At 64.6% G+C, this 14,500-nt stretch carries 12 protein-coding genes; 3 read left to right on the top strand and 9 right to left on the bottom strand.

The window, feature by feature from the left end; genetic code table 11:
* Nucleotides 1-18: 18 nt before the first annotated feature.
* From KI242_RS25810 to KI242_RS25795, 4 genes are read right to left on the bottom strand one after another with little or no spacing between them, the layout of a single operon-like run.
* Nucleotides 19-1,383 carry a heavy metal sensor histidine kinase gene (locus KI242_RS25810; RefSeq protein ID WP_041752549.1) on the bottom strand — a complete coding sequence of 455 codons (1,365 nt, stop codon included), beginning with the start codon at nucleotides 1,381-1,383 and terminating at the stop codon, nucleotides 19-21.
* On the bottom strand, nucleotides 1,373-2,050 hold the full coding sequence (locus tag KI242_RS25805) for a heavy metal response regulator transcription factor (protein WP_011063299.1): 678 nt from the start codon (nucleotides 2,048-2,050) through the stop codon (nucleotides 1,373-1,375). Before KI242_RS25805 ends, KI242_RS25810 begins: the two co-directional genes overlap by 11 nt.
* 8 nt (nucleotides 2,051-2,058) lie before the next feature.
* A complete protein-coding gene (locus KI242_RS25800; protein WP_015636922.1) occupies nucleotides 2,059-5,154 on the bottom strand; it encodes a multidrug efflux RND transporter permease subunit in 3,096 nt (1,031 codons plus the stop codon).
* Entirely contained in the window at nucleotides 5,151-6,311 is a 1,161-nt protein-coding gene (locus tag KI242_RS25795) for an efflux RND transporter periplasmic adaptor subunit (protein WP_015636921.1), read from the bottom strand. The genes KI242_RS25800 and KI242_RS25795 overlap by 4 nt, the downstream gene beginning before the upstream one ends.
* Nucleotides 6,312-6,524: 213 nt before the next feature.
* Between KI242_RS25795 and KI242_RS25790 the strand changes: the two genes are divergently transcribed.
* On the top strand, nucleotides 6,525-6,770 hold the full coding sequence (locus KI242_RS25790) for a hypothetical protein (RefSeq protein WP_011063296.1): 246 nt from the start codon (nucleotides 6,525-6,527) through the stop codon (nucleotides 6,768-6,770).
* Between the two features lie 158 nt (nucleotides 6,771-6,928).
* Entirely contained in the window at nucleotides 6,929-8,512 is a 1,584-nt protein-coding gene (locus KI242_RS25785) for a PAS domain-containing methyl-accepting chemotaxis protein (RefSeq protein ID WP_011063295.1), read from the top strand.
* 31 nt (nucleotides 8,513-8,543) lie between these two features.
* Here KI242_RS25785 and KI242_RS25780 read toward each other — a convergent pair whose 3' ends face one another.
* The 5 genes from KI242_RS25780 to norR all read right to left on the bottom strand — a co-directional run bounded on the left by KI242_RS25780 (nucleotide 8,544) and on the right by norR (nucleotide 12,928).
* Complete coding sequence (locus KI242_RS25780; protein ID WP_011063294.1) at nucleotides 8,544-9,293, bottom strand: YkgJ family cysteine cluster protein; 750 nt, start codon at nucleotides 9,291-9,293, stop codon at nucleotides 8,544-8,546.
* 91 nt (nucleotides 9,294-9,384) lie between these two features.
* Nucleotides 9,385-9,711, bottom strand: coding sequence for a hypothetical protein (locus KI242_RS25775; protein WP_015636919.1), 327 nt, complete (start codon nucleotides 9,709-9,711; stop codon nucleotides 9,385-9,387).
* Between the two features lie 97 nt (nucleotides 9,712-9,808).
* Entirely contained in the window at nucleotides 9,809-10,288 is a 480-nt protein-coding gene (locus KI242_RS25770) for a GNAT family N-acetyltransferase (RefSeq protein ID WP_019093702.1), read from the bottom strand.
* 3 nt (nucleotides 10,289-10,291) lie between these two features.
* Nucleotides 10,292-11,194 (bottom strand): chemotaxis protein, encoded by a 903-nt coding sequence (locus KI242_RS25765; protein ID WP_011063291.1) that lies wholly within the window; start codon nucleotides 11,192-11,194, stop codon nucleotides 10,292-10,294.
* A gap of 177 nt (nucleotides 11,195-11,371) precedes the next feature.
* Complete coding sequence (gene norR / locus KI242_RS25760) at nucleotides 11,372-12,928, bottom strand: nitric oxide reductase transcriptional regulator NorR (RefSeq protein ID WP_212805660.1); 1,557 nt, start codon at nucleotides 12,926-12,928, stop codon at nucleotides 11,372-11,374.
* A 156-nt stretch (nucleotides 12,929-13,084) separates the two neighbouring features.
* Between norR and hmpA the strand changes: the two genes are divergently transcribed.
* Nucleotides 13,085-14,266: an NO-inducible flavohemoprotein gene (gene hmpA / locus KI242_RS25755; protein ID WP_077934735.1), complete on the top strand. Its 1,182-nt coding sequence runs from the start codon at nucleotides 13,085-13,087 to the stop codon at nucleotides 14,264-14,266.
* Nucleotides 14,267-14,500 lie beyond the last annotated feature (234 nt).

Genomic DNA, 14,500 nt, shown 5'->3' with positions numbered 1-14,500 from the left:
GAATCCGAGAATCCCGAGTCAGAGAGGCAGGTACAGGCCGAAGGTATTGATGCCCCGGTCGCTGCGCACGAACACATCGCCGCCATGCATCAGGGCGATGGCCTTGACGATGGCCAGCCCCAGGCCGTGATTGGCACCGCTGTTGCTGCGCGAGGGATCCACCCGGTAGAAACGCTCGAACAGCCGTGGCAGGTGTTCACTGGCAATGTCCTGCCCCGGGTTGCTGACGGCGATCGCCACCTGGTGTTCCTGGACCTCGATCCGCACCTGGATCACTTCCCCGGCTGCGGTGTGCTGCACCGCGTTGCTCAGCAGGTTGATCAGGGCCCGGCGCAGGTGGGCAACCTCGATCCGCACCTGGGCATCGCCCTGAACCTCGACCCTGACCTGGGCGTCTTCGAGGATGAAGTCCAGGTAGTCCAGGGTCGTTGCCACTTCCGCCGCCAGGGAACTGGTGGTGAGCTTGGTGGCCTTGCTGCCCTGGTCGGCACTGGCCAGGAACAGCATGTCGTTGATGATCGAACGCAGCCGCTCCAGCTCTTCGAGGTTCGATTGCAGTACCTCGAAGTAATGCTCCGCCGAGCGCCCCCGGGTCAGGGCGACCTGGGTCTGGCCGATCAGGTTGGTCAGGGGCGAGCGCAGTTCGTGGGCCACATCGGCGTTGAACGACTCCAGGCGCGAGTAGGCGTGTTCGACCCGTTCCAACGTGGAGTTGAAGGAATTGACGAACTGCTTCAGTTCCGGCGGCAGTGGCGACAATTGCAGGCGCCCGGACAGCCGTGGCGGTGCCAGGCGCTGGGCTTCCTGGGAGAGCTTGATCAGCGGCTTGAGGCCGATCCGCGCCACCCAATAGCCCAGGGCCGAGGCCAGCAGCACGCCGACAATGGCCAGGCCGATCAGGGCCATCAGCAACTGATGCTGGGTCTGGTGGAAGGTGTCGGTGTCGATGGCGATCAGAAAGCGCAGGGCCGGGCGCTGTTCCTTGGCCGGCAACTGGCTGACCAGGACTTTCAGCGGATAGGGGTGATCGCTCAGGTTCAGGTCACGCATGCCCAGGGGGCCTTGGGCGAATTCGCGGATCTGCGCGTCGGGGTTGCCGTATTCATAGCCGGGGTCGCCGCTGATGGCCCAGAAGCGGATGCGCTTGTCTTCCTCGCTCAGCAGCTTGAGCTTGGCGTTGATCTTGGCCCAGTGCTCGGGGTTGCCGTAGCGGGTCAGGGCCGACTCCAGCACGCTGTAGCGCGCATCCAGTTCGGCTTCCGGGAGCAGCCCCAGGCCCTTGTCCACCTGCTGGTAGAGGGCCCCGCCAATCAGCAGGAAGATCAGCAGCGCCACCAGAGTGAACAGCCCGCTCAGGCGCAGGGCAATGGAGTTACTCGGCACCGCGGCTCTCCAGCACATAGCCCATGCCACGGATGGTGTGCAGCAGTTTCTGTTCGAAGGGGCCGTCGAGCTTGGCCCGCAGGCGCTTGATCGCCACTTCGACGACATTCGCGTCGCTGTCGAAATTGATGTCCCAGACCATTTCCGCGATGGCGGTCTTGGACAGGATCTCGCCCTGGCGCCGGGCCAGCACGCTGAGCAGGGAAAACTCCTTGGCGGTCAGGTCCAGGCGGCTGCCGGCACGGCTGGCCTTGCGGCTGATCAGGTCGATCCACAGGTCGGCGATGCTGATCTGCACCGGCTCATGCCCACCGCTGCGACGGGTCAGGGCTTGCAGGCGGGCCACCAGTTCAAGGAAGGAGAAGGGCTTGCCCAGGTAGTCGTCGGCGCCATCGCGCAGGCCCTTGATGCGGTCTTCCACGCGTTCGCGGGCGGTGAGCATGATCACCGGGGTCTGCTTGCGCGCACGCAGTGCTCGCAATACGCCAAAGCCATCCAGGCCGGGCAGCATCACATCCAGCACTATCACGGCATAGTCGCCCTCCAGAGCCATGTGCAGGCCTTCGACGCCGTCCCGGGCCAGGTCGACGGTGTAGCCTTGCTCGGTCAACCCGCGGTGCAGGTAATCGGCCGTTTTTTCTTCGTCTTCGATAATCAGAACGCGCATGACCCGCCTCAGGTAGTGGTGGCCGGCAACAGGGCCGGCTGGGGCCGGTGGAACAGCCGCTCAAGCCACAAGTATATGACCGGCGTGGTGAACAGCGTCAGGGCCTGGCTGACCAGCAGGCCGCCCACCACGGCAATCCCCAGGGGCTGGCGCAGTTCGGCGCCGGCGCCGTAGCCGAGCATCAGCGGCAGGGCACCGAGCAGGGCGGCCAGGGTGGTCATGATGATCGGCCGGAAGCGGGTGATGCAGGCCTGGTAGATCGCCTCCTCGGGAGGCAGGCCGCCGTGGCGCTGGGCTTCCAGGGCAAAGTCGATCATCAGGATGCCGTTCTTCTTGACGATGCCGATCAGCAGCACCAGGCCGATCAGCGCCATGATGGAAAAGTCCTGGCCGCACAGCCAGAGCATCAGCAAGGCGCCCAGCCCGGCCGAGGGCAGGGTGGAAATGATGGTCAAGGGATGCACGAAGCTTTCGTACAGCACCCCGAGAATGATGTACACCGCCACCAGCGCCGCCAGGATCAGGTACGGCTGGCTGGCCAGCGAGCTCTGGAAGGCCTGGGCCGCGCCCTGGAAATTGCCGCTGATGGCCGTTGGCATGCCGATCTCGCTCTTGGCCTGGTTGAGCAGGATGACCGCATCGCCCAGGGCCACGCCGGGGGCCAGGTTGAAGGACAGGTTGGCCGCCGGGAACATGCCGTCGTGGGCAATCGACAGCGGGCCGATGGTGGGCGCATCGAAGCGCGCCAGGGCAGAGAGCGGGACCATTTCTCCGGTCAGCGGCGAGCGCAGGTAGAAGTAGTTGAGGCTCTCGGCCTTGCCCCGTTGCTGGGTGTCGAGTTCAAGGATCACGTTGTACTGGTTGATCTCGGTCTGGAACTCGTTGATCTGGCGCTGGCCGAAGGCGTCGTACAGTGCCTCGTCGACATCGCTGGCGGTAAGGCCGAAACGCGCGGCAGCCGTGCGATCGATCTGGATGTGGGTGATGCTGCCGCCCAGTTGCAGGTCGTTGGAGATGTCACGGAAGGCCGGGTTGCTGCGCAGCTTTTCCGTCAGGCGCTGGGTCCAGGTGCTCAGGGTCGGGCCGTCGTTGCTTTTCAGTACGTACTGGTACTGGGCGCGGCTGGGACCAGAGCTGAGGTTGATGTCCTGGCCGGCCCGCAGGTACAGGACAATGCCGGGCACCTTCATCAGTTGCGGGCGGATGCGGTCGATGAAGGCACTGGCAGACACGTCCCGGTCGCCACGGTTCTTGAGGGAAATCCAGAAGCGGCCGTTGGCGATGGTCTGGTTGCTGCCCGAGACCCCCACGGAGTGGGAGAAGGCCTGCACTGCCGGGTCGGCGGCGACGATCTCGGCCAGCGCCTGGTGCTTTTTCACCATGTCCGGGTAGGAAATGTCCGCCGCAGCTTCGGTAGTACCGAGCACGAAGCCGGTGTCCTGCACGGGGAAGAAGCCCTTGGGGATCAGGATATAGCCGGCAATGGCCATGCTCAGGGTCAGGCCGAAGATCCCCAGCATCAGTTTCTGGTGGGCCAGGGCCTTGCGCAGGCCGCGCTCGTAGACCGCCAGCAGGCGCTCGCCGAAGCCCGGCTTGGCATGGGCCGGGTGCACCGGCGCGCGCATGAACAGGGCCGCCAGGGTGGGGGCCAGGGTCAGCGAGACCACCACCGAAATCATGATGGTGGAAGTGGCGGTCAGGGCGAACTCCTTGAACAGCCGGCCCACCACGCCGCCCATGAACAGCAGGGGAATGAACGCCGCCACCAGGGAGAAGCTGATGGAGACCACGGTGAAGCCGATCTCGCCGGCGCCCTTGATTGCCGCCGCGCGCATGCCGTCGCCGGCTTCCAGGTGGCGGTGGATGTTCTCCACCACGACGATGGCGTCATCCACCACAAAGCCCACGGCCACGACAATGGCCACCAGGGTCAGGTTGTTCAGGCTGAAGCCCAGCACGTACATCAAGGCGAAACTGGCGGTCAGGGACACGCCCAGCACCGCGGAGACGATCAGGGTCGCGGACCACTGGCGCAGGAACAGCGCCATCACCGCCACCACCAGCAGCACGGCGATCAGCAGGGTGATCTCCACTTCGTGCAATGAGGCGCGGATGGTCTGGGTCCGGTCCACCAGCACCTTGACCTGCACCGAGGCCGGGAGCATGGCCTCCAGGCCTGGCAGGGCAGCCTGGATGCGGTCCACGGTCTCGACGATATTGGCCCCGGGCTGGCGCGAGATCACCAGGTTGACCCCCGGTTGGTCGCCGGACCAGGCCTGGACGTAGGCATCTTCCGAACCGTTGACTACCCGCGCCACATCCTGCAGGTGCACGGGGGCACCGTCCTTGTAGGAAACGATCAACTGGCCGTATTCCTCGGGATGGAACAACTGGTCGTTGGTGGACAGGGTGGAGATGCTCGACTCGCCATACAGTGCACCCTTGGCCAGGTTGAGGCTGGTCTGCTGGATCGCCAGGCGGATGTCGGCCAGGGTCAGGCCGATGGCCGCCAGTTTGTCCGCCGAAGCCTGGACCCGGATCGCCGGGCGCTGCTGGCCGGTGATGTTGATCTGGCCGACCCCGTCGATCTGGCTGATCTGTCGGGCCAGCAGGGTTTCCGCGTAGTCACTGAGCTCGGTGCCGGGCATCTGCGTCGAACTGATGCTGAGGATCAGCACCGGGCTGTCCGCCGGGTTGACCTTCTTCCAGGTGGGCAGGGTGGGCATGTCCTTGGGCAACTTGCCAGCGGCGGTGTTGATCGCCGCCTGCACTTCCTGGGCGGCGGTGTCGATGCTCTTGTTCAAGGTGAATTGCAGGGTCAGCAAGGACGAGCCCAGGGCGCTGCTGGAGGTCATCTGGGTCATGCCGGGAATGGCGCTGAATTGCACCTCCAGGGGCGTGGCCACGGAAGAGGCCATGGTGTCCGGGCTGGCACCGGGCAGGGCGGCGGACACCTGGATGGTCGGGAACTCGGCCTCTGGCAGCGGCGCCACCGGCAGGCGCGGGAAGGCAATGGCGCCCAACAGTACCAGGGCGAAGGTCAGCAGGACGGTGGCAACCGGATGGTCGACGCACCAGGCGGACACCGAGCCATGGCCCTTCATGGCTGGGGCTCCGTCGCCTGTACCACCTGGGGTGGATCGCTCAGTACCTGGACCTGGGAGCCGGGCTTGAGCCGCGACTGGCCGTCACTGACCAGCACATCGCCAGCCTGGACCCCGGAGATGATGTTCAACCCGCTGTCCTGATACACCACCTGCACCGGCACGACTTCCACCTGCTGGCCCTTGACCCGGTACACGAAGTGCTGGTCCAGGCCGCGCTGGACCACGGTCGGCGGTACGGTGAGGGCGTTCTGGTCCAGGGCGGTCTGGATTTTCACCGTCACCAGTTGCCCGGGCCACAGCTGCTGCTGGGCGTTGCTGAACTCCGCCTTGGCGCGGATGGTGCCGGTCCCGGCGTTGATCTGGTTGTCGATCAGGGTCAGGTGGCCGTTGCCCAGCAGGGCCCCGGCGCTGTTGCTGTCAGCGCCGAGGAAGGCCTTGACCGCCGCCGGGTCCTGGGCGCGGATCAGTTGCTGCAGGGTTGGCAGCATTTGCTGGGGCAGGGAAAACTCCACGGCAATCGGGTCGATCTGGGTTACCGAGAACAGGCCCTGGGTATCGCTCATGCGTAGGAAGTTGCCTTCATCAACGGTACGAATCCCCACCCGGCCGCTGACGGGAGAGCGGATCTGAGTGTAGGAAAGCTGTACCTGAGCGGCATCAATGGCAGCCTGGTTACCCTGGGCCGTGGCGTTGAGCTGATTGACCAGGGCCACTTGCTGGTCATAGGTCTGCTTCGAGATGCCGTCATCCACCGACAGCAGCTTGTAGCGCTTGAGGTTGATCTGGGCCACCTGCAACTGGGCCTGGTTCTGCGCCAGCTGGGCCCGGGCCTGATCGAGGTTGGCGCGTATCGAACGATCATCGATGGTCGCCAGCAGGTCGCCGGTCTTGACCAGTTGCCCCTCCTTGACCAGCAGCCGGGTCAGGATGCCATCCACCTGTGGGCGAATCACCACGCTGTGCAGCGACAGTACCGTGCCGATGCCGCTGGCGTAACGCGGCACATCCTGCTGGTGCACGCTGACCACCCGTACCGGAATGGCCGTGGGCGCGGCCAGCCTGGCGGTGGCGGGCTTGTTCAGGAACCACGCGAGGCCGGCGATGAGCATCACGAGTACCGCTGCGGTCACGACTGTTTTCTTGGCAATGGGCATGGGGAGAGAGCGCCGGGCAATGATGTCGGAAGGATGGCCATGATCTGGGCACAGTTATAGCCCGACAACCCGGTCAGCACCGTGACGGCCAGCTGTCAGCGCTGTCAGAAAACTCCCGGTGGGCCCCGATCAAAGATGGCTGGCGCACAGGTATACTGGCGCCCACTGCGGCCTGCACCCCGGCGCGGATTTCCTTTCTCTCCTGGAGTTTCCATGACTTCCCCTGCACAACCCGCTGCGGATGACGCCCTGAACGTCGACCCGGCCGCTGACGCAACCGCTACCGACACCCCGAGCACAGCGGCGATCCCGGCGTTCAAGTTTCCCTTCAAGCCTTCCGAGTTTGCTCCTGCCAAGAATGCCCAGCAGCCCTGGTACAAAAATGGTGCCAGCAACGGACACACCAAGACCCCCGGCGCAGCGCCTCCCGGCACTCGTCGCTCCATGGGCAAACGCTGATATCGCCGACATTCGCAGAAAAAATCCCGATTTGCGCTTTTTTAATCGCAATGATGGCTAATTGCTTTAAACCTGAGCTGGATCAGTATTTGTGGCATCAGTGCGCTTAGAGTCAGCAGCCCTGCCGACTCCACCCAACACATACGAGCGCGCTATCCATGAAGATCAACCTTCCGGTTACTGGGCGAAACGTGGACTTTGCCCCTGATGCGAATATCCTTTCGACCACTGATCTGACTAGCGCGATCACCTACGCCAACCCTGATTTCATCAAGATCAGTGGCTACAGCCGTGAGGAGTTGCTGGGCGCGCCGCATAACCTGTTGCGCCACCCGGACATGCCCTCCGCGGCCTTCGCCCACATGTGGCGCACCCTCAAGCGCGGCCGTTCGTGGATGGGCATGGTGAAGAACCGTTGCAAGAACGGCGATCACTATTGGGTCAGTGCCTATGTCACGCCCGTGACCCGCGATGGCCAGGCGGTGGAATACCAGTCGGTGCGCACCAAACCCAGCGTCCGTCAGATCGAGGCGGCGGAGCGGGCCTATGCCCAGCTCAACGGTGCCGGCCCCTCGTGGTGGAGCCTGTTGCCGGTGATCAGCCTGCGGTTGCGTCTCTGGGCCTCCATCAGCGCCGGCTTCATCGGCAGCTACGGCGTTTCAGTGTGGCTGCTGCCCGAATCCTGGATGGTCCAGGGGGCCGTGATGGCCATGGGGTGGTGCCTGAGCCTGACGGCGGTCGGCGTGCAAGCGCGGCCACTGGATCGATTGGCCGAGCGCGCCCGGCAGATCGGTGACAACCCCTTGAGCCAGGGCATCTATACCGGCCGTACCGACGAGTTCGGGCGCATCGAGTTCGCCCTGCAGATGCTCGAAGCCCAGGTGGGCGCGGTAGTGGGGCGCATCGGCGATGCGTCCCAGCGCCTGGAGGGGCATGCCGCGGAACTGGTGGAGCATCTGCACAGCAGCCACAACAGCACCCTGGAACAGCAGGCGGAAACCGATCAGGTGGCGGCGGCCATTCACCAGATGGCGGCCAGCGTCGCCGAGGTCGCCACCCATGCCCAGCAGGCCTCGGTGGCGGCGGACCAGGCGGAAAGCGAAACCCGTGAGGGCCACCTGCTGGTGGGCGAAAGCCGCAGTGCGGTGCTGCGCCTGGCCAGCGAGCTGGAGCGGGCCACCGAGGTCATCCATCAACTGGAAAGCCATAGCACCGACATTTCCGGGGTGCTGGAGGTGATCCGCAGCATCGCCGAGCAGACCAACCTGCTGGCCCTGAATGCGGCAATCGAGGCAGCGCGGGCCGGGGAGCAGGGCCGGGGTTTTGCCGTGGTCGCCGATGAAGTGCGCGGGCTGGCCCAGCGTACCCAGGATTCCACCAACGAGATCCAGCGCATGATCAGCACCCTGCAAATGGGCGCGCGCAATGCGGTGGAGGCCATGCAGCACAGCAGCCAGCACCTGGAGAGCAGTGTCGACCAGGCCAAGCGCGCGGCGGTGGCCCTGGACGGCATCAGCCAGCGGGTCAACCAGATTACCGAGATGAGCTTGCAGATCGCCGCAGCGGTGGAAGAGCAGAGCGCAGTCAGCGAGGACATCAACCGCAACATCATCGGCATTCGCAATGCCTGTGAGGCGACCGTCAGTGCCGGCCAGCTCAGCCACGTCAACTCAGGCGACGTGGCCGGGCTGGCGGGGGACTTGCGGCAACTGGCCCTGGAGTTCTGGCACAAGCGCGGCTAGGGCTGTTCGCCGCCCCGCCATTGTCCGCGGCTCAGGCGGCGCGCAGGGAAATGAAGGCGTAGTCCAGAGGCGTTTCACTGACCACCTGGGCACCGGCGGCCTGGACCTGACCGGCGATATCGTCTCCGGACAGGTGAAAGCGCCAGGGCTGGCCCGGTGCTCCGGGTGGTGCAGCCTGGACCTGGTCGATGGCGTTAGCCAGGGCGCCCATGTCCGGCAGGTAAGCGGTGAAACCGTCGCCCTTGAGCGCTGTGGTGCGAATGCCCAGCAAGGCGCAAATGGCCTCCTTGGTGTGGATGTCGTCACGGTCGGCCTGGCGTGAGCGGCGGATCAGCTCGGCCAGCTCCTGATCCACCAGTTCATTCCCCAGAATCAGTTGCGGGCCCTGTTCCCAGGATTCCGGCGGGCATTCCTTGGCCTGCGGGTTGAGGGGAATGTGCGGATTGATTTCCATGGGGTAGATGCGGCACACCAGTGGCCGGCGCTGGTAGATGCGGCACAGCTGGTCTTCGTCAAGATTCCGGCAGGGGCCGACGTTGTAGGCGGCGAAGGTGATCGCCACATAGGCTTCGGTGGCGCCACTGCGGACCCGGCAGGAACGGCGTTCGGCGTGCTCGCGCTGCTGCATCGGCAGCCCCAGGCCATTGCCGAGGAAGGCTTCCACCAGAATGATCACCTGGCCGCCGTCGGCCGCCCAGTCGCGGGCTTCCAGCAGGGTCAGGGGCACGTGGTGATCGTTGCAGCATTTGCCGCAGCCGACGCAGGAAAACTGAGTGTTCATTGCACGAAGCGCCTTGTGGATCAGCAGGAGTCAGGTGGGAAAACCGTCATGGACGCTACCCGGGTCCATGCCGAAGCAAGTTATGCGCCATTCACCGGGCCTTGAGGGCCGGCCGGATCGAGTCCCACTCGCTGACCGCAGCCTGGCCGGTCTGCCTGTTGTACAGGCACAGTTCGATGCCCGATTGGCCGCGCATGTGTTTCTGCGGGTAGCGGCCTTGCAGCAACAGGGCGCTGACGCCGACCTGGTCGGGAAATTGCGCGATGGTTCCCACGGGTTTGGGGTTTTGCAGGCCGCTGGCCTGGGTACAGCTGATTCGGATGGCCTGCTCCAGGGCGGCCCAGGCATCGTCGCTGGAGGCGCTGGCCTGGCCGGTGAGGGTGGCCAGGCAGAGCAGGCACAGAGTCTTGGCGTTCATGGGGGCGGCTCCTTGGGGCGCAGGGGCTTTGGGATCGCCGGGGCTGATCCGACCGTTCGCAGCCTTCGGCGGCAGCTACAGGATAGTGACCGGCGGATCAGTCGAGGGTTTCGTGACGCACGATGTACATGCCGACGCTTTCGTAGAGGCGCCGGGCCCCCAGGTTGCCTTCCAGTACCCGCAGATCGACGCAGCCTTCCCGGCGTTCGGCGAACAGGATGAAGGCTTGCTGCAGCAAGGCGCGCCCCAGGCCCTGGCCGCGCGCTCGGGGGTGTACCACCAGGTCCTTGATGTAGGCGCTGGTCCAGCACTGGGCGACGCCGATCACACCTTCGGCATCCCGGGCCACCAGGCACAGTTCGGGGTCGTATTCGGCATCGCTCTCGAAGGCCTGGCGCCAGCTGTCCAGCACCGGGACGTCGCCGCCACCGTCCTGGTAGCCCAGATGCATCAACTGATGCACAGCCTGCGCATGCTCGGGGCTGTAGTTGTACACAGTGACGCCGGCAGGCCACTGCGGCGCTGCCAAAGGGGCAGTGAGATCGCGGCGCATCAACAAACAGTGGATCTGGCTCATGCTTCAGGCGCCCTGGGTGGCAATGGTCTTGGCTGCGTCGATCAGGCAGCGGGTCAGTTCTGGCGAGGAAAACTTGGTGAGCACGGCGTTGGCACCGGCCACACGGGCTTTCTCGCTGTTCATGGCGCTGTCCAGGGAGGTGTGCAGCAGCACGTAGAGATGGGCGAAGTCCGGGGTTTCCCGCAGGGTGCGGGTCAGGGCGTAGCCGTCCATCTCCGACATCTCGATGTCCGAGACAATCAGGTTGATCTCGTTGGCCGTGCCTTGCAGTTCCAGCAGGCAGTCGATGGCTTCCTTGGCGCTGCGGGCGGTGTGGCATTGCAGGCCGAGGTTGCGCAAGGTGTGTACCGATTGCTGCAGTGCCACCTGGCTGTCGTCCACCACCAGGATCCGCGCGTTGCCCAGGGCTTCGGCGTCTTCCATGCTCAGCTCGGTGGGCGCCATCTCGATCTGGGCCGGGGCGATGCCATGGATCACTTTCTCGATATCCAGTACCTGCACCAGGGTGCCGTCCACTTGGGTCACCCCAGTGATGTAGGACCGCAAGCCGCCGGAACCGAAGGGCGGTGGACGGATATCGGTGGTCAGGCAATGCACGATCTTGCTCACGGCCTGCACGTGCAGGCCCTGTTTGGAGCGGCTGACGTCAGTGACGATCAGGCAGCCGCTGTCGGGGTCGGCCAGGGGCCGCTCGCCGATGGCCCGGCTGAGGTCGATCACCGACAGCGAGTTGCCCCGCAGGGTGGCGATGCCTTTCACGTGGGGGTGGGATTCGGGCAGCTTGGTCAGCGGCGGGCAGGGAATGATTTCACTGACTTTAAGCAGGTTGATTGCCATCAGCTTGCCGCTGCGCAAGGTAAACAGCAGAAGCGATAGCGAATCTGCGCGGGCTTTGTTGGAGGACATAAAAACCTTCTCTGGAGAAAATTGGCTCGTGGCACGGGCCACGGACAACCATTGATAACGGGTTATCGACGTGTTCAGGGCTGGCTTTAGCGGTGTTCCCGCTTTCCGTCGGCGGCGCGACCCTGGCCGGCAAGCCGGCTCCTGCAGAGGGGCGGGGCGCTTTGTCGGCGCTGGCGTTTACCGCAGGCCCAGGCGCTTGGCCAGGCGGCTCAGGTTGGCCCTGTCCAAGCCTAGCTCACGGGCGGCGCTGGCCCAGTTGTGCTGGTGCTGCTCCAGGCAACTGCTGATCAGTTGGCGCTGGTAGTGGTCGGTGGCCTGGCGCAGGTCGCCGGCTACGGCAGGCATGGCCTGGGTTGCAACAGCAGGCTCGACGGGGGCGCTGGTTCTTTCGCTGGCCCGGGGCAGGTCCAGATCGCCGGCATCCAGGCTGAGGATCTTCGGTCGCTCGGGGTGGTTGCCCAGCGCTTTCAGAGCGCTGCGCCCGATCAAGTGCTCCAGCTCGCGAACGTTGCCCGGCCAGTGGTAGGCCAGCAGCGCCTGTTGCGCCTCAACGCTCAGGCGCAGGCTGCCCAGGCCCATGCGCGAGCGGTTCTGTTCCAGGAAGTAGCCACTGAGCAGCAGCACATCGCGGCCGCGCTCGCGCAGTGCCGGCACCCGCAGGGGGTAGACGCTGAGACGGTGGTAGAAGTCGGCACGATAGCGGCCGTTGCGCACTTCTTCCGCCAGATCGCGGTTGGTGGCGGCAATCAGGCGCACGTCGACCCGATGCTCCTGGTCCGACCCCAGGCGTTGCAGTTGGCCGCTTTGCAGCACCCGCAGCAGTTTGGCCTGCACGGTCAGCGACAACTCGCCCACTTCATCGAGAAACAGCGTGCCGCCATTGGCCAGTTCGAATTTTCCCCGGCGATCCTGGGTGGCCCCGGTGAAGGCGCCGCGCACGTGGCCGAACAGCTCGCTCTCCACCAGGGTGTCGGGCAGGGCCGCGCAGTTGAGGCTGATGATCGGCTGCTCGGCCCGGGGCGAAGCCGCGTGGATAGCCTGGGCGACCAGTTCCTTGCCGACGCCGGTTTCTCCGGTGATCAGCACCGTCAGGTCGCTGCCGCCCACCAGCTTGATTTCCTCCAGCAAGCGTTTGTGGGCCTTGCTCTGGCCGATCATCTCGCGGTTCTGCCCACTGGCCTGGCGATAGACCTCGGCCCGCTGGTGCTCGTTTTCGGCGCGCTGGGCCAGGCGTTCGATGCGCTGGGCGGCGCTGACCGTTGCGGCGGCGAGGCTGGCGAAGGCTTGCAGGGCATCCAGCTCGATGGGTTCGAAGCGCTGCGGGTCCAGGGCATCGAGGGTCAGCAGGCCCCAGGGGCGCTCGTCGACGAACAGCGGGCAGCCCATGCAGTCATGCACTTCCAGGTGATCATCGAGCCCCTCCACCAGGCCGTCGTAGGGGTCGGGCAAGTCGCTGTCGCTGGCAAAGCGGGTCGGGCCCGGGCTGCTGAGCAGGGCGGCGAAGCGCGGATGCTCGCTGACCTTGAAGCGGCGGCCCAGGGTGTCGGTGCTCAAGCCGTTGACCGCCAGGGGCACCAGCCACTCGCCATCCAGGCGCAGCAGTGCGGTGGCATCGCAGGGCAGCAGGGCGCGCAGAGCTTCCAGCAGGCGGCGATAGCGCTCGCCTTCGGGCAGTTCGCGGGACAGGTCGGTGACCAGGGGAAGCAGGGCGGTGAGCAGGGATTTTGCAGTCATAATGACTCCGTGGTGTCTTAATGACTATAAAAGACAGAGTGTCTTTATGACTATATTTATTTTAACTTGTTGATATTTAACGTATTTATTTTTGGCACGAAAACTGATTAGGCATAGGAAACCTGCAAGCAGTCATAAAGTCCAGGAGTTGTCCTTATGCTAAGCGTTCAAGATCGTGCCATTATCAAAGCCACTGTGCCCCTGCTCGAAAGCGGCGGCGAAGCCCTGATTACCCACTTCTACCGGATGATGCTCTCCGAGTACCCGCAAGTGCGGCCACTGTTCAACCAGGCGCATCAGGCCAGCGGCGATCAGCCCCGGGCCTTGGCCAATGGTGTTCTGATGTATGCCCGGCACATCGACCAACTGGACCAGTTGGGGGACCTGGTGGCCAAGATCATCAACAAGCACGTCGCCTTGCAGATCCTTCCGGAACATTACCCCATCGTTGGCGGTTGCCTGCTGCGGGCCATTTCCGAAGTGCTGGGCAGCGAGATCGCCACCCAGGAAGTGATCGATGCCTGGGCCGCCGCCTATAACCAGCTGGCGGATATCCTGATCGGCGCCGAGGCGGCGATCTACGACGAGAAAGCCCAGGCGCCCGGCGGCTGGCGCGGTGCCCGTGAGTTCCGGCTGGTGCAGAAGGTGGAAGAAAGCGCGGAAATCACCTCCTTTTATTTCGAACCGCTGGACCAGGGGCCGATCCTCGCCGCTGAACCGGGGCAGTACATCGGTTTGCAGCTCTTTATAGGGGGCGAGGAAATCCGTCGTAACTACTCCCTTTCGGCACTTTCCAACCAGGGCCAGTACCGCATCAGCGTCAAGCGCGAAACCGGCGGCGTGGCCTCCAACTACCTGCATGACCAATGCCCGGTGGGCACCAGCGTCATGCTGTTCCCTCCTGCGGGGGAGTTCACCCTGGCGGCCAGCGACAAACCGCTGGTGCTGATCAGCGGCGGGGTGGGCATCACTCCAACCCTGCCGATGCTGGAGGCGGCGCTGGCCACCGAGCGTCCGGTGCATTTCATCCACTGCGCCCGCAACGGCCAGGTGCATGCTTTTCGCAACTGGGTCGATGAACTGGCCCAGCGGTATCCACAGCTCAAGCGCTTCTATTGCTACGCCGAGGATGACGGTGTCAGCCCGGCGGCGGACAAGCTGGGCATGCTGACCCGCGAGCAACTGGCCGAGTGGCTGCCGGAGCAACGCGACCTGGACGCCTACTTCCTCGGGCCCAAGGGTTTCATGGCCGCGATCAAGCGCCACCTGCAGGCCCTGGGCATTCCCGAGCAGCAGAGCCGCTATGAGTTCTTCGGTCCGGCAGCGACCCTGGAATAACCACCCCGGCCGGCTCCCCACGGGCGCCGGCCTTTTCTCTCTCCCCTTCGTTTCATGTCGCTCCGGTATTCGCTGATTTTCCCGAAACCGCCTTTATTCTCGGCGTATTTGGTATGGCGGTTAATCCACTCTTAACCTGCTTGTCGCTATTGTCCGCAACTGGCAAAGCGCCCGAAGCCGCGTTGCAGTGGCGCTGTACGTCCCTGCATTCAAAGGTCATGTTCAACGTGTAGA

Source organism: Pseudomonas sp. Eqa60, assembly GCF_018326405.1.
In the GTDB taxonomy this organism is placed as follows: domain Bacteria; phylum Pseudomonadota; class Gammaproteobacteria; order Pseudomonadales; family Pseudomonadaceae; genus Aquipseudomonas; species Aquipseudomonas protegens.
Note: the sequence above shows the minus strand (reverse complement) of the source record. Positions and strands in the feature narration are given on the sequence as shown.

Excerpts from the sequence above, each read along its gene's own strand:
- KI242_RS25805 (WP_011063299.1), bottom strand. The coding sequence starts at position 2,050 with ATGCGCGTTCTGATTATCGAAGACGAAGAAAAAACGGCCGATTACCTG.
- KI242_RS25800 (WP_015636922.1), bottom strand. The coding sequence starts at position 5,154 with ATGAAGGGCCATGGCTCGGTGTCCGCCTGGTGCGTCGACCATCCGGTT.
- KI242_RS25795 (WP_015636921.1), bottom strand. The coding sequence starts at position 6,311 with ATGCCCATTGCCAAGAAAACAGTCGTGACCGCAGCGGTACTCGTGATG.
- KI242_RS25790 (WP_011063296.1), top strand. The coding sequence starts at position 6,525 with ATGACTTCCCCTGCACAACCCGCTGCGGATGACGCCCTGAACGTCGAC.
- KI242_RS25785 (WP_011063295.1), top strand. The coding sequence starts at position 6,929 with ATGAAGATCAACCTTCCGGTTACTGGGCGAAACGTGGACTTTGCCCCT.
- KI242_RS25780 (WP_011063294.1), bottom strand. The coding sequence starts at position 9,293 with ATGAACACTCAGTTTTCCTGCGTCGGCTGCGGCAAATGCTGCAACGAT.
- KI242_RS25775 (WP_015636919.1), bottom strand. The coding sequence starts at position 9,711 with ATGAACGCCAAGACTCTGTGCCTGCTCTGCCTGGCCACCCTCACCGGC.
- KI242_RS25770 (WP_019093702.1), bottom strand. The coding sequence starts at position 10,288 with ATGAGCCAGATCCACTGTTTGTTGATGCGCCGCGATCTCACTGCCCCT.
- KI242_RS25765 (WP_011063291.1), bottom strand. The coding sequence starts at position 11,194 with ATGTCCTCCAACAAAGCCCGCGCAGATTCGCTATCGCTTCTGCTGTTT.
- norR (WP_212805660.1), bottom strand. The coding sequence starts at position 12,928 with ATGACTGCAAAATCCCTGCTCACCGCCCTGCTTCCCCTGGTCACCGAC.
- hmpA (WP_077934735.1), top strand. The coding sequence starts at position 13,085 with ATGCTAAGCGTTCAAGATCGTGCCATTATCAAAGCCACTGTGCCCCTG.